We start from the raw sequence: 20,899 nt of genomic DNA on the forward strand, positions 1-20,899 counted from the left end.
ACCATCTTCAACAGTCCGCCAATGTTACTTGACTGTTGTTACAAAATTTGGAGCGACACACGAGGCTCGAACTCGTGACCTCAACCTTGGCAAGGTTGCGCTCTACCAGCTGAGCTAGTGTCGCAAATGGAGGCGCGTCCCGGAGTCGAACCGAGCTCCACGGATTTGCAATCCGCTGCATAGCCACTCTGCCAACACGCCATTCCAGCCCTCAAAGACTTAACCAATTACTTAGTTGCCTTCCTCTTGGGTACGGGATGCATTCTACTGATTCAGCATCTGTAGTCAACACTATTTTTCTATTTTTGTTCCGTTTGAATAAAATGCGATCAAAATGAATATAAAACACACTAAAAATGCAGTATTCAAACAAATTAAGATAAGATAACTGTAGAAAGTAAGAATAAAACAAACTAAAAACTAAGAATAAAAAGCAGCAATATCAGAACTCTATACTTTATTTTGTTATAAATACAAAAAAAGCGAACCTAAGTTCGCTTCTTCATCTCAATCACTGACTAATCATCAGCATTAAGTAGATCATCTTTCGCTGCAGCGAGATATTGCATCATTGACCAGTACGTTAGAATGGTGGCTACATAAAGTGCAACATAACCAACCCACACCATCCAATCATCATAACGCCAAATTAAAACCCACAATGCGAACATTTGAGAAACGGTTTTAACTTTTCCAACCCAAGAAACAGCAACACTTGCACGTTTACCTATTTCTGCCATCCATTCTCTTAAAGCAGAAATAATCAGTTCACGCCCTATCATGGTAATCGCAGGAATTGTTATCCAAATACTATGATAATGTTCGGTAATTAAAATTAAGGCCGCAGCAACCATTACTTTATCTGCGACAGGATCTAAAAAGGCACCAAATCGAGAGGTTTGTCCTAGCTTTCTTGCTAGTAACCCATCCAACCAATCAGTAAAGCCTGCTACCCAAAAAACCATCGCAGCAGCAACTGCAGACCATTCATAAGGTAAATAGAAAACAACAACAAACACTGGAATAAGTGCAAGTCGGATAAACGTGAGTATATTTGGTATCGTTAATCGCATAATAATTCTTTAGTTTTGGTCCGCGGGTCTATGGTGCGCTTTTTTTACCCTTGTTTCAACGCATCCTGTATTTTTTCTGCTAAAGAGCGGCTAATACCTGGCACTTTGCTTATTTCTTCAACACTTGCCTTTTTTAATTCTTGTAGACCACCTAAATATTGTAATAATGCTTGTCTCCGCTTAGGACCGACACCTTCAATGTGTTGCAATGTACTGGTTTTTCTTACTTTAGCGCGCTGAGCACGGTGCCCGCTAATCGCATGATTATGACTCTCATCACGAATATGTTGTATTAAATGCAATGCAGGCGAATCACTTGGCATCGAAAACTCTTCTCCTGTAATTTTCACCAGAGTCTCTAGCCCATGCTTTCTTGTCACTCCTTTTGCAATCCCAAGTAATAACGGTCTTTTTGGCCAATCTCCCCAATGCTGACGAATAACGTCGTAAGCTCTGTTCAATTGCCCTTTCCCTCCGTCAATAAACACAATATCAGGGATTTTATCAATATCCAATTGCTTACTGTAACGACGTTCTAAAACTTGAGCCATCGCCGCGTAATCATCCCCCCCAGTAATACCGGTAATATTGTATCGACGATATTCCGATTTTACTGGCCCTTCTTGATTAAATACAACGCATGACGCGACGGTTTTCTCTCCCATCGTATGGCTGATATCAAAACATTCCATACGTTGGATAGATGCTAAAGAAAGCGCGTCTTCTAACTGTTTAAATCGCTGATAAACCGTAAGCTTATGGTTCGCCTTACTCGTTAAGGCCGACAATGCATTCGTATCCGCGAGTTTTAGATAGCGACCTTTCATTCCTTTAGGGTTTAATTGAAATAACACTTTACGGCCAGACAGTTCCGTTAATGCCTGCTCTAGCCCTTCACTCTCAAATTCAAAACTGGTAATCACTCGATTGGGAATAGTGCGCCCTTGACTGTGGTTTAAATAATATTGAGTGAGAAAACTAGAAAATACTTCCTCTTTCTCAGTTTTAGCTGGAATTTTAGGAAAAAAACTACGGCTGCCTAAAATCTTTCCATGTCGGATCATTAACAAGTGAATACAAGCGAGTCCATTTTCAATAGCAAAACCTAATACATCAAGATCGTCACTACTTTCATCCGAAACATATTGCTGTTCTTGTACACGTCTCATTGATTGAATTTGATCACGAATTGTCGCTGCTTTTTCAAAATTAAGAGCCTGACTCGCCCCTTCCATTTGTTCAACTAGAGATTGAATAACTTGTCGGTCTTTCCCTTGCAAAAACAATCGAATAAATTCAGTTTGCTCGGCATAATCTTCATCACTAATAATGCCTTTTACGCATGGCGCTAAACAGCGACCAATTTGATGCATTAAACAAGGTCTATGACGATTTGCATACACTGAATCTTCACATTGACGAATAGGGAATAGTTTTTGAATTAGATGAAGGGAATCTCTAACCGCTCCTGAATCAGGATAAGGTCCAAAATATTCTCCTTTTTTTCGTTTCGTACCACGATGAATGGAGATCCTTGGATGCTTATGATTCGAAATGAAAATGTAAGGATAAGATTTATCATCACGCAGCAGCACATTATATTTAGGTAAATATTGCTTAATATAATTATGCTCAAGAATTAATGCTTCAGTTTCTGTATGAGTGACCGTAACATCAATTTGTGCAATATGTGTGACCAAGGCTTTGGTTTTTTCTGAAGGGATATTATTGCGAAAATAGCTCGATAATCGCTTTTTTAAATCCTTTGCTTTACCGACGTAAATAACCTCAGCTTCGGCGTTATACATTCGATAAACGCCGGGCTGATGGGTAACAGATAGTAGAAAAGCTTTTGAATCAAAAGGAGGCACTACAGCGTCTCAGCATCTAATATGCCATGACGAATAGCTAAATGCGTTAATTCAACATCTCCACTAATGTCTAATTTACTAAATAATCGATAACGATAACTATTCACAGTTTTAGGGCTTAAATTAAGTTGTTCGGAAATATCCGTCACTTTTTCGCCTTTAGTAATCATGATCATTATCTGTAGCTCACGCTCTGAAAGTTCTTTAAAAGGATTTTCAGAATCAGGCGTAAATTGACTTAACGCCATTTGTTGAGCAATTTCTGGTGATAAGTAACGCTGACCACTTTGTACCATACGAATAGCATTCACCATTTCATCCGGTCCCGCACCTTTGGTTAGATAGCCTGCAGCTCCCGCTTGCATCACCTTAGTTGGGAATGGATTCTCAGTATGAATAGTTAATACTATAACTTTCATATCTGGGTTAAATCGTAAAATCTTTTTCGTGGCTTCTAAGCCACCAATACCAGGCATGTTCATATCCATCAGAACAATATCAGCCTGCTCTGTTCGACACCATTTAACGGCATCTTCACCGCTGTCAGCTTCCCCTACTACTTTAATTCCACGGACGTCTTCAAGAATACGTCGAATCCCTGTGCGAACCAGCTCATGATCATCTACAAGGAATACTTTAATCACAACTGACACTCCGAATTAATCTACAGCCACCTCGGCTGAGGCTTATCTCAATGTCCTATTTTACCTTAAATAAAAAGTAATGCGCGCATTGATTATGCGTTAGGACGCAAATTTTTGCTATTAAAAGCCTATTGACTTTACTAAGTTTTTTAGATGTATTACTCAATATATAACAAAACTAATCGTTAGAATAGACCTAATTGAGAGGCCGATAATTCAGTAAAACTTAAATTAACAAAAGGAAGTATGCCCTCAGCAATTGGCTTTAATTGTTTCTCAACATAATGATCATAATCAATCGGATTTTGGCGATATTCAATGGGTTCAGGACCCGCTGTCGTTATTATGTATTCAATCCACCCCCCTTGTTGATACAAGAGTGGTTTTCCTAATTTTTGATTCTGTGTATCCGCTATTCTTGCCGCCTTCACATGCGGTGGAACATTCTTTTGATATTCATCTAACTGTCTACGTAAGCGCTTACGATAAATTAACTTACTATCAAATTCGCCCGATTTTGTTTTATCAACATATTCACGTACGTACTCTTCCACAGCTTGTTGATGAAATACTTTATCAAAGAGTACCTTTTGAAACTCTTGGGAGAGAGGGGTCCAATCGGTTCTCACCGTTTCTAACCCTTTAAAAATGATCTCTTCTTTATCGCCTTTTCTAATCAACCCTGCGTAGCGTTTTTTCGATCCCATTTCAGAACCGCGAATAGTCGGCATTAAAAAGATACGATAATGCGTTTCATATTCGATTTCTAAAGCAGAGTCTATTGCGTATTCAGACTCTAAATGCGCGGTCCACCATTGATTAATATGATCAACTAACTGTTTGCCTATTTTATCCGCTTCATCCGATGGCATAGATTCCCCCAAAGTAACAAAGGTGGAATCGGTATCGCCATAGATCACTTCATACCCTTGAGATTCTATAAGCTCTCTGGTTGTTTTCATTATTTCATGCCCACGCATCGTAATTGAAGACGCTAAACGATGGTCAAAAAATCGGCACCCAGATGATCCTAACACCCCATAAAAAGAATTCATTATGATTTTAATTGCTTGAGAAAACGCCTTTTCATTATTTTTCTTCGCGACATCTCTCGCTGACCATAAGGTTTCGATCAAATTAGGTAAAAAATGTTTTGTTCTATGAAAACGACCACCTCTAAATCCTTCGATAGCCTGCCCATCTTCGATCCCCGATTCTAATTTTAAGCCTTCAACTAGCCCCAACGGGTCAATACGAAAGGTTTTAATAATAGAAGGATAAAGCGATTTAAAATCAAGGACCAACACCGATTCATATAGACCCGGTTTAGAGTTCATAACATAACCACCAGGGCTTGCAATCCAATTCTCACTTTCTAAATTCGGAGCAATGTACCCTGCTCTATGCAATCGAGGTAAATATAAATTAGTGAAAGCGGCAACCGAACCACCAACACGATCGAGTTCGATACCGGTCAATTTCGTTCTTTCAATAACAAACGCTAATAAATGTGTTAATTCAAAAATACGAGTAACTAGCACGCAATCTTGAAGATTATATTTTGCTAATGCGCATTTATCTTCACGGTACATACGGTTTATCTCCCCCATCCGATCACTCGGATCATGTATCGATTTCCCTTCATTTAATAATTCTTGAGATACCGACTCTAAAGACCAACTCGAAAAATGATATGTCGCCGTTTTTAACGCATCAATGCCATCCAAAACCACCCGACCGGGAAAAGATAAAAAACCTTGTTGCCGATTTTTATTTGATTCTCGAAAATAAAGAGAAGAATTTCCTCGACCTAATCGAAAGGCAAGGTTGTGCCATTTGGCTCTTTTAATTAGTAAATTAAAATCAAAGTTAATGACATTCCACCCGATAATAATATCGGGGTCAAACGTTTGAAACCAAGACTCTAGAGCAAGAAGCAATGCTTTTTCATTCTCAACCCATTCTATCGGTAAGTCACTCGTCTCTTCTGGCCCTACCATAATGATACGAGTATCACGCTCACAGTGCAGCGCTACAGAATATAAAATACCTTTTTCTGAACACTCTACATCTAATGAAACCACACTGAATTCAGGTGTCATTTCTGCGGATTTAATTTTTACATCTCGATATTCAACGTATCCTTTTCTTTGTCGCGGAGTACCAACAAAAGCCATTCCTCCACAAATAAAACGTTCCATTAAATAACGATCGGCTAAACGAATATCACCTTCAAAAGTCGGCAGTTGATGCTCTTCAAATAGAGCTGTTGCTACTCGTTTTTGCTGAGTACTCGTAAAATACAAACCAAAAACAGGTTGATGCTGAAAAGTATGTAAAGAGGTCGATTTAATTGAATAATGAATATGTGCGTTCGTTAATATTGACTCATATTCAACTTGTCGTTCTTTCAAAAAGAAAATAACAGCCAATTCATTTTCAATTAATAAATGTGCTATATGGTCATCACATTTAACCCATAAATCGACGAGGGAATGGTCTCTGATGTCTTTATTCTGACGAGTTAATAAAAAGCCGCATTGAGGAGAGTTCAATCGTTAACCTATTCTTCTTTCTATGTTATTAAATTCGCTCACAACCCAATCTCCAAATTCTTTTAATAAAACAAGAACTGAGCGCTTAGGTACTTTTCGGCCTTTTAATAATAAAACAACGCGTTCTATTTCTGTCTGCTTTTCAGGGTAATATTCTAGAAATTTGCGTGCACATAAAATAGGATGATCATACCAGCCTTTATCTTTATGCATAATAAGAGAGTAACAACTTCTTAATAATTTCTTTGCTATGGTTTTCTGTAATTGAACTTGAGTATTAATATCTTGGCTAGCGGTGATTTTTTTTATGTACACTTGTAACCATTCTTCAATGTCCATATTCATGTTTTTAGCAATTTCCCAGCTCGGTTCAAAATCACCAAAACGAGTAGAAAGATCATCACCAAAAATACAAACACAACAGTGACGTAACCAAAATCCCCAACTGAATATAGATTCTAATTGCAGAACTTCTGATGCAGTACCGATGTTAAAGGTAACCCCGGTAATTTGTGGATATTTAGACTGAAAACGAACCTTAATTGTATTGATTAATGTTTGTTCTTTGTTTGTTAAAGGAACGGTGGTAATTAAAGTAACATCTAAATTTGAACGGCCCGGAATCGCCTCTCGTCTTGCCACGCTACCATATAAATAAATACTGTGGATTGACTTAGGAGCAGCAGAACGAACATGCACCATCAAGTCTTTAATTGCCGGTTCAAATACAGCTTGAAATGGGGAGTTTTTATCGATGAGGGGCAAACTATAACGAGACACAAAGAACTCCTAAAAGCATATATGAAGCGCCATGATCGCGATTAAACAGAAAAATAGCAATAAAAAACCGGCAATCAAAGCCGGTTTTTTAAGAGTTAAAAAAAGAGAGGATTAAGCGGTTACGCGACCCTTCTTTGAAATTACCATCATTGCGCCACAAACAAGAACAAAGGCAACGGTTGATGCTAAAAATGACATCCATACAGAGTTAGTAAAGCCAAGTGCTATATAACCAACCGCTGAAACACCAGCAATAGATAACGCATAAGGTAATTGTGTCGATACATGGTCTATATGGCAACAACGAGCCCCTGTTGAAGACAAGATTGTTGTATCAGAGATAGGGGAACAGTGATCACCAAACACAGAGCCAGCTAACACAGCACCTAGCATTGGTAAAATGAGTGCGATATCTGTTGCACCAGCCATGTCTCCTGCGATAGGAAGCATAATGCCAAATGTGCCCCATGACGTACCTGTACTAAATGCCATCAAACCTGACAATAAGAACAAAATAACTGGGATCCAATGAATACCAATACTGCCTTGAGCTAAGCTAGACAAATATGAACCGGTTTGCATATCACCGATAACAGAACCAATTGTCCACGCAAAGAATAGAATGAGTATTGCGCCAAACATTGACTTAGCACCAATCCACATTGTGATTGCGATGTCTTTCATTTCTATATCTTGGCGGAAAACCGTAATTAATGCAGACGCTAAACCAAGTAAAGCACCGTAACATAATGAGGTTCCAACATCGGTATTCTCAAAGGTACCCAGAATATTGAATTCTTTACCATCAGCGATTAACGCTTGAGCACCGGTATAAACCATGAAGAAAATAGTCGCGACAATTAGTACGATAATTGGAAAGATTAAATCAGAAACTTTACCAGTATCACTTTCTGTGATGTTTAGCTCTTCATTTAAATCTTTCGATTCTTTATCAACCGCTTGATCATCAAAGCCATTACCACGATTAGCTTCATTTTCATGATCTCGCATAGGACCAATATCTAATTGGAACCAAACAACGGCAAATACCATTAATAATGCAAATACCGCATAGAAGTTCATAGGAATGAGACGAACATAAGCGCCCAGTGCTGAATATTCAGTCACTCCATGAGAAACTAAAATACCACCAATAATAGTAATAATGTATGCACCCCAGCTAGACGCTGGCATTAGTACACACATAGGAGCGGCTGTTGAATCTAAAATATAAGCTAATTTAGCACGTGATACATAAAAACGGTCAGTTACAGGGCGGGATATTGAACCAACGGCTAAGCTATTAAAATAATCATCAACAAAAATAAACACACCTAAGCAAGCTGCCAATAATTTTGCTCCACGTTTACTTTTAATACGTGTTTGTGCCCATTCAGCAAAAGCGCGTGTTCCGCCTGATAGGGTTAGAAGTGCTGTTGTCATTCCTAATAAGATTAAAAAAGCAACAATACTCATATTCCAGCTATTTATTGCTCCGTCAGCAATAAATACGCCTTTAACTGAATTAAAGACATACGCGCTTGTGCCAGAAATTGAATAACTTGATAATAAGATAGCGCCTAGAACGATACCCACACCGAGAGATAATAAAACTCGACGCGTAATGATAGCTAAACCCAGTGCAACTAATGGGGGCAATATTGAAATTGGAGAATTGGAAAAATCGGCTAAATTCATGATCTACAACAACCAGTTTGGTTGGAGATCTACTGTAGATACGGTATATACCGTTATAAGGAAGTGAATGTAATAAAACCATTCCCCCACAGTAGCGCTCCATAGTTAAAAAATAAAATTGACTATGGCAGTGTTATTCCTTTTCGAAATAACCCCAGCTAACCTGTTTGATAACAGTACTAACTTCGGCATTGACTCCTTTCAATTGCAGTCATCGGTTATCAACCTCGAACAATTTACTTTTAGGCAATGCGCCTCTACCCGTTTAGGTGGAGTTATTGTACGGATTGAATACAACTTTGCAATACTATTCTGAGAATTTTAACATTAAAAACCACCCCTCGATAGAATGAGATACTTTAAAATTAACATTTAATTATCTCACAACAGAGAAAGATCACTTTTAATATTATTATCATTAATAATTAATTATTTCCTTATCCCATAGTTTGATATATTATTTAATGGTTATATAAAAATTACATTATCAAATTAATATGGAATCAAACATGTCTGATACTATTAAAACATTACTGAACCTACGTAGCCTACGCGCGTTATCTCGTGAAATGACATTAGAGCAACTAGAAGAAGCACTTGAAAAGCTTCAAGCAGTTGTTGCTGAGCGTCAAGAAACAGAAGCTGAAGATCGCGCTCTACTTGCTGAAAAACAAGCGAAGCTTGAAGAATTCCGTCAAATGATGATTGAGAGCGGTATCGCTCCTGAAGATCTACTAGACACAATGTCTTCTACTACAGTTAAAACAAAGCAGAAACGTGCTCCACGTCCAGCTAAGTACAAATTCTTAGACCACGCTGGCGAAGAAAAAACATGGACAGGCCAAGGCCGTACTCCATCAGCACTTCAAGTACACCTTGATTCTGGTAAATCATTAGAAGAGTTCGCTATCTAAATTGTTCTTATAGAACAATGTGATTTCGATAAAAAAGCCATTCAAATGAATGGCTTTTTTTTATTCTAAATATCTATTATTTAGAATACGTATGCTATACCAACATTACCCGTAGAGCTGGTTGTGTGCTCTATCATCGGACTTTGCTCTAAATTCCCTTCAAGATTCACATATCGTAAGCCCCCCGTCACTCTTATATTTGAGGTTACGTGGAAATAAGTCGATAATCCAATAAAAAATTGGCCATCCCAATCAGCATCAAACTCTTCAATACCGCTTCTCTGGGCTTCTTCAGCTGATACCCCATAAAGGTGATTGTTTAACCGTTGACTATTATATGAATAACCAAAAGATGGGGTTACGGCCCATCCTTTGCCTCTAATCGGTAAACGCCATGCTGCTTCTGCATATAATCCATTATGCGCTCTACCAACATCAGTTCCTCCGGTGAACTCAATGATCCCTATATGAGTAATCATTTGATAGCTAACCCCACCTAGCACCGTACTTTTTCGTTCATCTAATTGCTGCATCTCTGTATTTTTAGAATCTTCTGGTTGAAATGTTCGAGGATCATATACAAAACGAAAGATAATATTTTGAGGTGAGCCAATAGGATATAAACGATAACCACCACTGAATCCACGCAAAAATATATGCTCTCCCTCATAACCAATCATTGGTATTACCGTTGTATTTGATGGTGTTTCTTTATAAAAAGAGGGGGAATATGCTGCTGCAGCACCAATAGACCATTGAGATATTTTTGCATTTACACTATTGGTTACGAGCAATACTGCTCCTAGAATGAAACCACTGACTAATTTATTCACTGCATACCCTTTATACGTTTAACTATCGATGATTATATCAACTCTATTATTTATACCTACGCACTATACAGTACTGGATACTTTTTGATAGTTTTTAAGATATTGTTAACGCATACAGAATTAAATTCCAAATAAAAACATAGAACCAACACTATCAACCATTAGATAACGCAATTAAATGACAACAAATACAGAATATAACTACTTTTATAAATTTAGAACAAAAAAAAGCAGGCTATATTAGCCTGCTTTTTATGTATTTTTAGATGAAATTAACTATCATCTTCTCTAAAATTACTTGGTAAATTCTTTTTCATTTCATTCCAGATAAGATTGCCTTCAATGCCATACTGACGCATTCTCGGCATTACAGCATCTTTTCTTTCTTCTTCACAAATCTGTTTTAAGTCTCGATAAAACTGTAATGCTAATTCTCTTGCTTCATCGCTTGAGAAATAATAACTACCAACACGAGCATAAAGCTTTTTGAGACCATTAAAGATCAGTCCATATATTTGGTTGCCTGATTTAAATGCAATACCTTGAAATAACATATAATCATAATAATTAAAGGTTTTTGCAATTAACAACTCTTGGCGCTTTATTGGATCTTTTTCATTATCTTCTTTTATTTCAGCTTTAAGTTTTGCCCCAAATGGAGATTCTTCAATAAATTTATCCCAGCTTTCTGCTGCAATTAACTGCTCACAAGACTCAATTACTCGGTCTAATGTGCGAAGAGATCCTTCTTTATTGGTCTTAAATGCTTGTCTCATAAAGATACAACTAATATTAGTTCTTGCTGCCAATAAGTCTTCAACAATTGAAGTCGCATTATTTGCATCCACTAATGTCATTAATGTATCTAAAATATGAAGACCCGACGTCTCCATATAATCATTAACTTTTGTTGGTTTACCATGTTGAATCGTTAACCAACCATCACGAGAAAGGCGTTGTAATACTTCTCGAAGCGTTGTTCTTGTAACCCCGATTAATTCAGATAATTCACGTTCTGCTGGTAAGATTGAACCTGGAGGAAATCGACCATTCCAAATGCTTTCTATAATGTATTTTTCAGCAAATCCGGCAGGACTTTTAGCCTTAATAACCATACAAGTTTACGATCCATTTTTTATTAAAATAACTAAACTCATCATACCACCACTTAAACAAATTCTTAACTATTTCTTAATTTGAAACCAAATTAAGGCCTTAACCTTCTCACTTTTAAGCCTATATCTCCCTAGAAGAATCAAGTAGAAGATGACTTTTTTTTATACATTTCTTTAGTTTTCTTTATAAAACCGAGCAAAGGCACATTTTGCACATTATCCCACCCCTATAATATTGACTAATTAGCAATAAAGAGTAGAGTTCAGGCGTTTGGTATAAGGTTAAGATAATTATAGGTAGTTATTTGGCAAGGCAGTAATTTATTACTTGTTGCTTTACTAAATAGTTGTTTATCTTTACTAAAAACAATACGTTAGGCGATTATTATCAACTCCTTACTTAACCTTATTTTTATGGAATTAGAGTAACAATTGTAGAGAGCATCACATGTCTATTTCGCTAGGGAATGCATTTATCAAAAACTTTCTTGGTAAAGCCCCCGACTGGTATAAAATCGCAATAATTTCGTTTCTAATCATCAACCCGCTGGTTTTCTTTTTTGTTGACCCATTCGCTGCAGGTTGGTTGCTCGTTGTGGAATTCATTTTCACTCTTGCAATGGCTTTAAAATGCTACCCTCTTCAACCTGGTGGTTTGCTTGCTATTCAAGCAATCGCTATAGGTATGACAAGTGCCGAACAAGTAAAACACGAATTAGTAGCGAATATTGAAGTTCTCTTACTGCTTGTGTTTATGGTTGCTGGTATTTACTTTATGAAACAGTTGCTGCTGTTCATTTTTACAAAAATACTTATTGGCATAAAATCAAAAACAGCCTTATCAGTGGCTTTCTGTTTTACCGCGGCATTCTTATCTGCATTTCTTGATGCATTAACCGTTATTGCCGTTGTTATCAGTGTTGCTGTTGGCTTTTATGCTATTTATCATCGAGTCGCCTCAGGTCAAGGTGGTACACCTAGCCATGATCATACTTGTGATTCGAATGTAACGGATGAATTAAGTCGTGACGATTTAGAAAACTACCGAGCATTTTTACGTAGCCTATTAATGCATGCTGGTGTTGGTACTGCGCTTGGTGGCGTAATGACCATGGTGGGTGAACCGCAAAATTTAATTATTGCGGATCAAGCAAACTGGATGTTTGGTGAGTTCATCATCCGTATGTTACCTGTGACCGCCCCTGTATTTATTTGCGGTTTGTTAACGTGTGTTGTTGTAGAAAAATTAGGTATTTGTGGTTACGGTGCAAAACTTCCTGAAAATGTTCGTAATATTCTAGAAGAATACGAATCAGAAGAACGTAAAAATCGTACGAATATCGACAACGCAAAATTGATTATTCAAGGCGTGATTGCCGTATGGTTAATTGTTGCCTTAGCAATGCACCTTGCAGCCGTTGGCCTCATTGGTTTATCTGTCATCATTCTTGCAACTGCTTTTACTGGTGTCATTGAAGAGCATGCTATGGGTAAGGCATTTGAAGAGGCATTGCCTTTCACTGCATTACTTGCGGTCTTTTTTGCCATTGTCGCGGTGATTATAGATCAAGAACTATTCAAACCAATTATAGATGCGGTATTAGCTGTTGAAGATAAGAGCTCTCAACTTGCTCTATTCTATGTGGCAAATGGTATTCTTTCGATGGTCTCTGACAACGTATTTGTTGGTACCGTTTATATTAATGAAGTTAAAACCGCATTACTTGATGGTGTTATTACACGAGACCAATTTGACTTATTAGCCGTTGCAATCAATACAGGTACTAACTTACCTTCTGTTGCCACACCAAACGGTCAAGCAGCCTTCTTGTTCTTATTAACTTCAGCACTCGCACCATTAATTCAATTATCTTATGGTCGTATGGTTTGGATGGCTCTGCCATATACCATCGTTTTGGCATTAGTTGGTTTATTTGGTATCTCGTTCTTACTTGAACCAATGACAACAATGTTCTACGATTTCGGTTGGATCACACACGGAACGATAGAAGCTGCAACTAATGCCGTTTCTAGTGGTCATTAATAATGGCATAGCCACTTTTGATTGACTAAAAGGCTCTGTTTATACGGAGCCTTTCTTTTTACTAAGGAATATTAATGCAAGCCCTTAACCATTTTTCACGCATTCGCCTCTCTTGGCTTATTTTGCTTATCTTCATTATCTTTTTTGAAGCTTGTGCACTGACCTTCCAACACATCATAAAACTACCACCATGCGTCATGTGCATTTACGAACGAGTGGCCATGATGGGTATTGCTGGTGCTGCCATTATTGGACTCTTAAACCCTAATAACATTATTTTCAGATGGTGTGGTCTTATTGCTTGGGGGATAAGTGCTGGCTGGGGCTTAAAACTTGCTATGCAACATGTTGATTTTCAATTAAACCCTTCACCATTCTCAACGTGTGATTTATTTGTCACGTTCCCATCATGGGCACCATTAAATAAATGGGCACCTTGGATGTTTGAAGCTTATGGTGACTGCAGCAAAATCGTTTGGCAATTTTTAACACTTACCATGCCACAATGGTTGGTTATTATCTTTGCCGGTAATTTAGTTGCTCTCGCTATTATTGTTATCGCTCAGTTCTTCAATAAGAAAAGCGCATAATTAACTATTTATATTGCGAATAACAAAAAAGCCATCGGGTAATAATTACCAGATGGCTTTTTTATTTAAATCAGAAAATAGAAATCTACCTATTTACCACAGCATTTCTTGAACTTCTTACCGCTCTCACATGGACAAGTATCATTACGGCCCACATTTTTGTAAGGATTCACTTTCTGTCCTTTATAGCCAATTTGATATTCATCCGCAGCCATTGCCACTTCTAAAATCATCATGTCTAACTGAGGAAGCATTTGAGCTAATGTTGGCGGTGTATCAATACCCGCTTCAGCCATTTGGCGGTGCGTTTCTTCTTCATCAACAGCCAGCATCATTGTCGTTAATAACGCGGACAGCATGCGCATCGTACCATCAGCGACGTTAAGATCTGACCATAATTCTTCAACCATTGGCCATACTGTCATGAAGCCTTCTGCGAAATCAGTGACGGCATCTAAATCATCAAAATTAACTAATTCGGTAATTTCATATTCATTACGTTTAAGTAACGTATATTGGTGTTCAATGTGCTGAGAGATTTGTTTTTCCATTTCAAGTGCATTATCTGCACCAACAAGATCACCTAACCACGCTTCTGGTGCTAATGGCTTCGTTGCCATATTAGCGGCAAGCACTGCACCTTCAAGAAAAAGGCCAGAACAGTTCAAATCAACGCCATCTAACGCAATTAATTGATATTTCATTATTTATTCACTTCCGAAATTAAGTTTTCGGCGTAGTATAGCGCAAATAATTATTAGAGCCTAAGTGCCGTTATTATTAATTTTTTGCTGCTGAGAAATCTATGAAAAATAATCAAGGATTTACCTTAATTGAACTGATCGTTGTTATCGTTATTTTAGGTATTCTAGCGGTCACCGCTGCGCCTAAATTTTTGAACTTACAAACTGATGCTCATAAATCATTAATGCAGGGTGTTTATGGGTCTTTTAATACCGCCCTTGATCTTTATCACACCCAATGGCTAGTGGAAGGCGAACCTGATCTAGTTACTGGATATGCAAATGGAAAGCTTTATGCTAATGCCGCGGGTTACCCTGTAAGTGATAAAGATGATGGCAACGTCTATGGTGAAGGCTGTAAGGTTATCTTTGAATCTTTGATAGACACCGATATAACATTAATTGCTGAAGCGGATAAGTCCAATGCTAACGTTGGAGATATTATTTATCATTATACTGGTGATGCTAGATGCTATTACTCCTATTTGGATAATAATCAAGAGATAACCACAATACATTACGACCCGTCAAACCGTAACGTTACTATTGATTTCCCAAAATAAGTGACATCTAGCCCCTTTCCCCCTACAATCCCACCTCCAATAAAAGAGGTGGGATATGCAAGTAATACTAGGCCCTATGGAGGGCGTACTCGATCACTTAATGCGTGAACTATTAACAGAAATTAACGACTATGATTTCTGCGTTACTGAGTTTGTGCGCATCGTTGATCAACTGTTACCTCCTCATGTATTCCACCGAATCTGTCCGGAATTACATAACGACAGTAAAACCAAATCAGGTACCCCTATTCGTCTACAACTATTAGGGCAAGAACCTAATTGGATGGCAGAAAACGCGGCACGAGCAATTGATCTTGGTTCTGATGGTCTTGATTTAAACTTTGGTTGCCCAGCAAAAGCGGTAAACAAAAGTCGGGGCGGAGCTGCGCTTTTAAAAGATCCTGAATTAATTTATCAAATCGTTAAAGCGTGTCGTGAAGCAGTACCACAAGATAAAAAAGTCACTGCAAAAATTCGCTTAGGTTGGGAGAATCCCGAAGAATGTTTTGCTATTGCCGATGCGATAAAACAAGCTGGCGCAAACGAATTAACCATCCATGCGCGCACTAAAACTGATGGCTATCGTGCAGAAGAAATAAAATGGGATTACATCAACCAAGTTCGCCAAAAAGTAGATATTCCTATTATCGCTAATGGTGAAATTTGGAACTATGCAGATGGACAACGTTGTATTGCCGCCACAGGAATTGATTCGTTAATGGTATGCCGAGGCGCATTTAATATGCCAAACCTTGGGAACGTAGTGAAACACAATCACCCGAAAATGCCGTGGCCAGAAGTGATTGCATTATTAATTCATTATTCAAAATTACAAATGGCTGGTGATAAAGGCCAGTATTATGCAAACAGAGTAAAACAATGGCTAGTTTATCTTCGACAAGAATATACTGAAGCTAAAGATATTTTCATGGATATTCGAAGCCATAAAAAAGCGCCTTTAATTGTAGAGCGCTTAAATCAAGAATTAGACAACGTTAGTTAATCGCTATTACTCATCGTGTTTATGCAAAGTAAACACGATTCTTTCCATCTTCTTTGGCTTTATACAACAAATCATCGGCTTTTTTAATAATGTGTTCAAATGAAAAGTCTTGATGAGAATCAATAATCGAAACCCCTCCAGACACAGTAAAACCACCACTGACTATTTTACCTGATGAATCCTGAATTGATTTTCTCACTCGTTCACATACATTCTCAAGCGTTTCTCTTGAATCTGCATTAATGCAGATAACAAACTCTTCACCACCAAAGCGAGAGACTATATCACTGTCTCTCACACTCTTAGTCAGCATTCTTGCTACATACTTAATCGCTTCATCTCCAACATCATGACCAAACACATCATTAATCTGCTTAAAGTCATCGATGTCATAAATAGCAAAACCAACAAACTTTTTAACCACACGATCTTGTAAGCTCATTTCAAACCCTCGACGGTTATACAACCCTGTCATTGGATCTTGCTTTGCTAAATCACGATAATAATTCTGTGACAATCGAGTTTGGTAATAAAACATGGATAGAAGCGCTAAGATATAAGTGACAAAAATTAAAATGAGACTTTTTGCATCATGAACAAAGAAACTTTTGATCTCTTCTTTTATTGAGCTTTTATAATACAGAAAATACGTAAAATTAGTGTCATTGAGAATAACTGGCTGCATAAATCGGTATTGTTCAAAGCGTTCATATTCATCGCTATCTAACAATTGAATATGCTGAGATATGTCATTACTAGAACGTAATAGTTTATCCACTGATAAATCAATAACCAGAACACCTTTAAATAAATCTTTATAATAAATAGGCGTTGAGAAAGTAAGAACCTCTAGCCCATCAAAAAAAGCATCAGTATAGGGAGGTGTAAATGTAATGTGCCTTTCATTATCATTTTTCATACTGTTCTTCCAGTATGGTCTAGTGTAAATCGTCTCTAAACTTTGTTTCGTTAGATTTTCTGCTATTTCTTTAGGGGCTGAAATGATGTAATTATATTTTGAAATAAAATAGATGCCATGAAGATAATTTTCGTAATCATGAATGAAGGAAATTACAGGTGCCAAGGCGATTTTTTTAGACGCTATTTTATATAATTCTGAATTCTCGTCACATAAATCTTCACTGCCGGCAATGCTATAATCTAAGCGGCTTTCAGGCACCGAGATACCTTGATTAACCATAACAGCATCAAGATCGTTACTGGGGCGAATAACACAAAGTCCGGCCTTCTCATCCATCTCAAAATTATGATTATAAAATTCACCCGTTTCTTGTTTATACATTTGAGAGAGGTTGTAATCTAAAGAAATAATGACTTTTATTGTTCGTTGAAGTGAATCGATAATACGATCATATTCTCGATTCACTTGTCGTTGGACTGCACCAAGGTGATTATTTAAAACAAACCCCACGATCAACACAAAGAACAGTGTTGGGATTAGAAAGATGTGTTTTAAATTAGATTTGGGCATAAATGCTTCTATAACAAAAATTGAACCGAACATACTACCTATATTTTTGTGCAAAATCTCTCAAATACATAAATCCTAACACATTTCTGACAATCAAATAATATAAGCATTAAGCCATTTTCATTCGCTAACCCATTGAGTTAATGAGGATATTCCGTCTTTTTCAAGTTGATTATTATGTACCATTTCTTCTATTTTGGCGGGTTTATATTTGTCTGAATTATAAACGACAACAATGCTTTTATCCCCACTCTGTAAGAAATTAGACTCCCCAAACGGGGTATATCGGGTCGCACCAATGCTGATAATAGTTTGCTTTGGGTACTTTGCATTCGACAAATGCAATGAAATATCTTCCGCAGGACCTTCATCTTTTTGATGGTTCATTCGATCAATGATCCACGAACTTAATTGTTCATGAAAATAACTATAGTCAATAACTGCGCTATCTTCACCATAACGATTAATTTTCCCATCTCGCACATGAAAACTGGCAATGCGATACGCATCCAATTCACATCCTTTAGAGAAAGAAGACAGCTCTATAAAATCTTGAGAAATCCCCTTAGAGTGATTTCCCCAATTTTTCTTTTCACTGATTTTTTTTGCATTCGGCTTGCGAATAGAGCAATCATTATAAGCTGCAAATTTCACTGGTATTAACTGAGTTACTTTTCCATTTTCATACTCAATATCAAACACGATGGCAACTTCAGGCTCTATTTGTAAATTATCAGCATCATTCGGTGGAATAATCGTATCGGAAGACAGCGGATATTGAGATAAAAATCCCGCCTTCTCTGAAGGGATATAAAATGGAAACAACGCTTTCGGCTGAATTGAGTTTTCAACTTTAACGCTCAAAAAATCAGAAGCTTCACCGGCCTGCTCTAAATGACCGGCAAAATTACCTGCAACACCAAAACCAACAACATGCTTAAATGTCATACTTACTTCTTATATTAATCGCTTAGAAATGAGAAGTAAGATTAACTGATTATATTTTCAAGTTCGATGATACTGATCTAACTCTACGATTTTTTTGCGCTTTTTCGTCGTTTAAATTGCGGTTTTGTCGGACTTTTTAATGATCTCAGCGAATCAGGAATCGGACCTTGTTGTACCCCTTGCATAAAGTTAGTCACTTTGGTTTCCAGAGACTGCATAAATGGACGATAGGAATAGGTTTTCTCTGTCATGCCTTGTAACTGGAACTCCCAATGAGCCGTCATATCAGGATAAGTTGCTTCTCTAGGCAATGCGTGAATTAAGCCTTTTCCCGCGTCACTCGCATTAATATTTTTTCCATTACGAACCAATAATTGACGTTTAAAAAGAGTATCTAGAATACCGGCACGAGTGGCTTCTGTTCCTAGACCATCGGTATCCCTTAATACTTTCTTCAACTCTTTATCTTCAACAAAGCGTGCTATCCCTGTCATTGCTTGTAATAAGGTGGCTTCGGTAAAGTATTTTGGCGGCTCTGTCATTTTGTGTTTAATCTCTCCCTCACGACACGTATGTACTTCCCCCTTTTTTAATGGAGGTACTTTATTCGCTACATCATCGTCAGCATTTTGGGAGTGTGTTTTACCCAATAATATACGCCACCCAGCAAAAAGCATTTGTTTTCCTTTTGCAGAAAATACACCACCCGCAATATCAAAAATAAGTTCTGCTTCCGCATAAATAGCGGCCGGATAAAATTGCATTAAATACTGACGCGCAATAAGGTGGTACACCTTTTCTTCATAGCCAGATAACCCTGCGGACCCACTGGATTTAGGGGTTGGAATAATCGCATGGTGAGCATCTACTTTACTGTCGTTCCAAGCCCGAGAACGCAAATTTACATCGGCATTATTCACGGCATTAGATAACTGCTTGTCATTATTCCCGATCGCAGCACACACTTGTTCACGCTGTTTATAGTGGTCTTTGGGTAAATAACGGCTATCCGAGCGTGGATACGTAATTAATTTATGCTTTTCATAAAGCGCCTGACAAGAATCCAGTACTTGCTGAGCACTTAAGTTATATCGTTTTGATGCATCAATTTGCAATGCAGATAATGAATACGGCAAAGGCGCATTCTGCTTCGTTTCTTTATTTTCAGCTTTAGTCACTGTGGCAGGTTGATTCGCAATTCGTTGGGCAACATTTTCGACTAATTTGAGATTAAGAACTCGCCCATCTTCATCTTGCCATTGCTGACATGCCTCGCTTGGTTTCCATTTAGCACGAATATCAAAGGGTAATCCACCATTGAGGTTTGGATTATGGTAAGGGATAAGCGCGTCCAACGTAAAATACGCGTTAGGAATAAAATGTGCGATCTCTTCATCTCGACGGGTCACAAGCCCTAAAACGGGTGTTTGTACTCGGCCTACTGATAAAACACCTTGATATCCACCTCGTTGCCCTAGCAAAGTATAAGCTCGAGTCATGTTCATGCCATATAGCCAATCAGCACGAGAACGAGCTAATGCAGAGATAGAAAGAGGAATAAATTCTTGATTACTTCTCATCGCAGATAAGGCACGTTTTACCGCGGGTAAGTTCAAATCGCTAATAAGCAAACGTTGAGTCGCCGCTTTTTTTGTCTTCGATAACTTTAAGTAATCAAGGACTTCATCAACTAATAACTGACCTTCTCGATCGGGATCTCCCGCGTGAATAACTTGAGAGGCTGTTTTAAGTAATTTTCGAATCACCGTCAATTGCTTACTCGATGACTTTCTAGGTCGAAGTTGCCACTGTTCAGGCACAATTGGCAGATGCTCCATACGCCAAGATTTGTACTTGTCGTCATAGGCATCTGGCTCTACTTGTTCTAATAAGTGACCGATACACCAAGTCACAATGTCACCATTACCACATTCAATATAGCCTTGGTGATTTTTTTGTGGCTTGGCTAAGCCAGCTGCAATCGCTCGCCCTAAACTTGGTTTTTCTGCAATAAATAATCGTGACATAAAAAA

The 20,899-nt window shown here is 37.8% G+C and carries 17 protein-coding genes, 2 tRNA genes and 1 riboswitch; of the genes, 5 read left to right on the forward strand and 14 right to left on the reverse strand.

What is annotated here, in order from left to right:
* Nucleotides 1–48 precede the first annotated feature (48 nt).
* The 8 genes from AACV33_RS12650 to AACV33_RS12685 form a co-directional block, all read right to left on the reverse strand.
* A tRNA-Gly gene (locus AACV33_RS12650) sits at nucleotides 49–124 on the reverse strand.
* A 3-nt stretch (nucleotides 125–127) separates the two neighbouring features.
* Nucleotides 128–201 (reverse strand) — tRNA-Cys (locus AACV33_RS12655).
* Nucleotides 202–518: 317 nt separating this feature from the next.
* Nucleotides 519–1,073 (reverse strand): CDP-diacylglycerol--glycerol-3-phosphate 3-phosphatidyltransferase, encoded by a 555-nt coding sequence (pgsA, locus tag AACV33_RS12660; RefSeq protein ID WP_017022839.1) that lies wholly within the window; start codon nucleotides 1,071–1,073, stop codon nucleotides 519–521.
* A gap of 44 nt (nucleotides 1,074–1,117) precedes the next feature.
* Nucleotides 1,118–2,944 (reverse strand): excinuclease ABC subunit UvrC, encoded by a 1,827-nt coding sequence (gene uvrC / locus AACV33_RS12665; protein ID WP_182699308.1) that lies wholly within the window; start codon nucleotides 2,942–2,944, stop codon nucleotides 1,118–1,120.
* Nucleotides 2,944–3,588, reverse strand: a complete 645-nt coding sequence (uvrY, locus tag AACV33_RS12670) for a UvrY/SirA/GacA family response regulator transcription factor (RefSeq protein ID WP_012550667.1) — start codon at nucleotides 3,586–3,588, stop codon at nucleotides 2,944–2,946. The genes uvrC and uvrY overlap by 1 nt, the downstream gene beginning before the upstream one ends.
* 185 nt (nucleotides 3,589–3,773) lie before the next feature.
* Complete coding sequence (locus AACV33_RS12675; RefSeq protein WP_182699309.1) at nucleotides 3,774–6,143, reverse strand: DNA polymerase II; 2,370 nt, start codon at nucleotides 6,141–6,143, stop codon at nucleotides 3,774–3,776.
* Between the two features lie 3 nt (nucleotides 6,144–6,146).
* On the reverse strand, nucleotides 6,147–6,923 hold the full coding sequence (locus tag AACV33_RS12680) for a nucleotidyltransferase domain-containing protein (protein ID WP_012550669.1): 777 nt from the start codon (nucleotides 6,921–6,923) through the stop codon (nucleotides 6,147–6,149).
* Between the two features lie 111 nt (nucleotides 6,924–7,034).
* Complete coding sequence (locus AACV33_RS12685) at nucleotides 7,035–8,621, reverse strand: Na+/H+ antiporter NhaC family protein (protein WP_017022836.1); 1,587 nt, start codon at nucleotides 8,619–8,621, stop codon at nucleotides 7,035–7,037.
* 84 nt (nucleotides 8,622–8,705) lie between these two features.
* A riboswitch (Lysine riboswitch) is annotated at nucleotides 8,706–8,889 on the reverse strand.
* A 241-nt stretch (nucleotides 8,890–9,130) separates the two neighbouring features.
* On the opposite strand from AACV33_RS12685, the gene AACV33_RS12690 reads away from it, so the two are divergent.
* Nucleotides 9,131–9,535 (forward strand): H-NS family histone-like protein, encoded by a 405-nt coding sequence (locus tag AACV33_RS12690; RefSeq protein WP_017022835.1) that lies wholly within the window; start codon nucleotides 9,131–9,133, stop codon nucleotides 9,533–9,535.
* Nucleotides 9,536–9,615: 80 nt separating this feature from the next.
* Here AACV33_RS12690 and AACV33_RS12695 read toward each other — a convergent pair whose 3' ends face one another.
* Both AACV33_RS12695 and fadR read right to left on the reverse strand, forming a co-directional pair.
* On the reverse strand, nucleotides 9,616–10,368 hold the full coding sequence (locus AACV33_RS12695; protein ID WP_182699310.1) for a MipA/OmpV family protein: 753 nt from the start codon (nucleotides 10,366–10,368) through the stop codon (nucleotides 9,616–9,618).
* 272 nt (nucleotides 10,369–10,640) lie between these two features.
* On the reverse strand, nucleotides 10,641–11,483 hold the full coding sequence (gene fadR / locus AACV33_RS12700; protein ID WP_017022833.1) for a fatty acid metabolism transcriptional regulator FadR: 843 nt from the start codon (nucleotides 11,481–11,483) through the stop codon (nucleotides 10,641–10,643).
* A 448-nt stretch (nucleotides 11,484–11,931) separates the two neighbouring features.
* Here fadR and nhaB point away from each other — a divergent pair, with 448 nt between their 5' ends.
* Nucleotides 11,932–13,527: a Na(+)/H(+) antiporter NhaB gene (nhaB, locus tag AACV33_RS12705; protein WP_017022832.1), complete on the forward strand. Its 1,596-nt coding sequence runs from the start codon at nucleotides 11,932–11,934 to the stop codon at nucleotides 13,525–13,527.
* Nucleotides 13,528–13,601: 74 nt separating this feature from the next.
* Nucleotides 13,602–14,117 (forward strand): disulfide bond formation protein DsbB, encoded by a 516-nt coding sequence (gene dsbB / locus AACV33_RS12710; protein ID WP_017022831.1) that lies wholly within the window; start codon nucleotides 13,602–13,604, stop codon nucleotides 14,115–14,117.
* 89 nt (nucleotides 14,118–14,206) lie between these two features.
* On the opposite strand, the gene AACV33_RS12715 is transcribed toward dsbB, so the two are convergent.
* A complete protein-coding gene (locus tag AACV33_RS12715; protein WP_023603548.1) occupies nucleotides 14,207–14,821 on the reverse strand; it encodes an SEC-C metal-binding domain-containing protein in 615 nt (204 codons plus the stop codon).
* A gap of 101 nt (nucleotides 14,822–14,922) precedes the next feature.
* On the opposite strand from AACV33_RS12715, the gene AACV33_RS12720 reads away from it, so the two are divergent.
* Nucleotides 14,923–15,423 carry a type II secretion system protein gene (locus AACV33_RS12720; RefSeq protein ID WP_182699311.1) on the forward strand — a complete coding sequence of 167 codons (501 nt, stop codon included), beginning with the start codon at nucleotides 14,923–14,925 and terminating at the stop codon, nucleotides 15,421–15,423.
* Nucleotides 15,424–15,478: 55 nt separating this feature from the next.
* Nucleotides 15,479–16,426 carry a tRNA dihydrouridine(16) synthase DusC gene (dusC, locus tag AACV33_RS12725; RefSeq protein ID WP_182699312.1) on the forward strand — a complete coding sequence of 316 codons (948 nt, stop codon included), beginning with the start codon at nucleotides 15,479–15,481 and terminating at the stop codon, nucleotides 16,424–16,426.
* A 19-nt stretch (nucleotides 16,427–16,445) separates the two neighbouring features.
* Here the strand turns inward: dusC and AACV33_RS12730 are convergent, their stop codons facing one another.
* From AACV33_RS12730 to AACV33_RS12740, 3 genes are all read right to left on the reverse strand, one after another.
* Nucleotides 16,446–17,918 (reverse strand): sensor domain-containing diguanylate cyclase, encoded by a 1,473-nt coding sequence (locus AACV33_RS12730; RefSeq protein WP_012550679.1) that lies wholly within the window; start codon nucleotides 17,916–17,918, stop codon nucleotides 16,446–16,448.
* Between the two features lie 120 nt (nucleotides 17,919–18,038).
* On the reverse strand, nucleotides 18,039–18,866 hold the full coding sequence (locus AACV33_RS12735) for a DUF5718 family protein (protein ID WP_182699313.1): 828 nt from the start codon (nucleotides 18,864–18,866) through the stop codon (nucleotides 18,039–18,041).
* Between the two features lie 83 nt (nucleotides 18,867–18,949).
* Nucleotides 18,950–20,893, reverse strand: coding sequence for a DNA topoisomerase III (locus AACV33_RS12740; RefSeq protein WP_023603551.1), 1,944 nt, complete (start codon nucleotides 20,891–20,893; stop codon nucleotides 18,950–18,952).
* Nucleotides 20,894–20,899 lie beyond the last annotated feature (6 nt).

Source organism: Aliivibrio sp. SR45-2 (assembly GCF_963890165.1).
Taxonomy (GTDB): domain Bacteria; phylum Pseudomonadota; class Gammaproteobacteria; order Enterobacterales; family Vibrionaceae; genus Aliivibrio; species Aliivibrio salmonicida.

Bases quoted from the DNA above. Each gene is read 5' to 3' on its own strand.
- pgsA (WP_017022839.1), bottom strand. From the start codon at position 1,073: ATGCGATTAACGATACCAAATATACTCACGTTTATCCGACTTGCACTT.
- AACV33_RS12685 (WP_017022836.1), bottom strand. From the start codon at position 8,621: ATGAATTTAGCCGATTTTTCCAATTCTCCAATTTCAATATTGCCCCCA.
- AACV33_RS12690 (WP_017022835.1), top strand. From the start codon at position 9,131: ATGTCTGATACTATTAAAACATTACTGAACCTACGTAGCCTACGCGCG.
- fadR (WP_017022833.1), bottom strand. From the start codon at position 11,483: ATGGTTATTAAGGCTAAAAGTCCTGCCGGATTTGCTGAAAAATACATT.
- nhaB (WP_017022832.1), top strand. From the start codon at position 11,932: ATGTCTATTTCGCTAGGGAATGCATTTATCAAAAACTTTCTTGGTAAA.
- dsbB (WP_017022831.1), top strand. From the start codon at position 13,602: ATGCAAGCCCTTAACCATTTTTCACGCATTCGCCTCTCTTGGCTTATT.
- AACV33_RS12715 (WP_023603548.1), bottom strand. From the start codon at position 14,821: ATGAAATATCAATTAATTGCGTTAGATGGCGTTGATTTGAACTGTTCT.
- AACV33_RS12720 (WP_182699311.1), top strand. From the start codon at position 14,923: ATGAAAAATAATCAAGGATTTACCTTAATTGAACTGATCGTTGTTATC.
- dusC (WP_182699312.1), top strand. From the start codon at position 15,479: ATGCAAGTAATACTAGGCCCTATGGAGGGCGTACTCGATCACTTAATG.
- AACV33_RS12730 (WP_012550679.1), bottom strand. From the start codon at position 17,918: ATGCCCAAATCTAATTTAAAACACATCTTTCTAATCCCAACACTGTTC.
- AACV33_RS12735 (WP_182699313.1), bottom strand. From the start codon at position 18,866: ATGACATTTAAGCATGTTGTTGGTTTTGGTGTTGCAGGTAATTTTGCC.
- AACV33_RS12740 (WP_023603551.1), bottom strand. From the start codon at position 20,893: ATGTCACGATTATTTATTGCAGAAAAACCAAGTTTAGGGCGAGCGATT.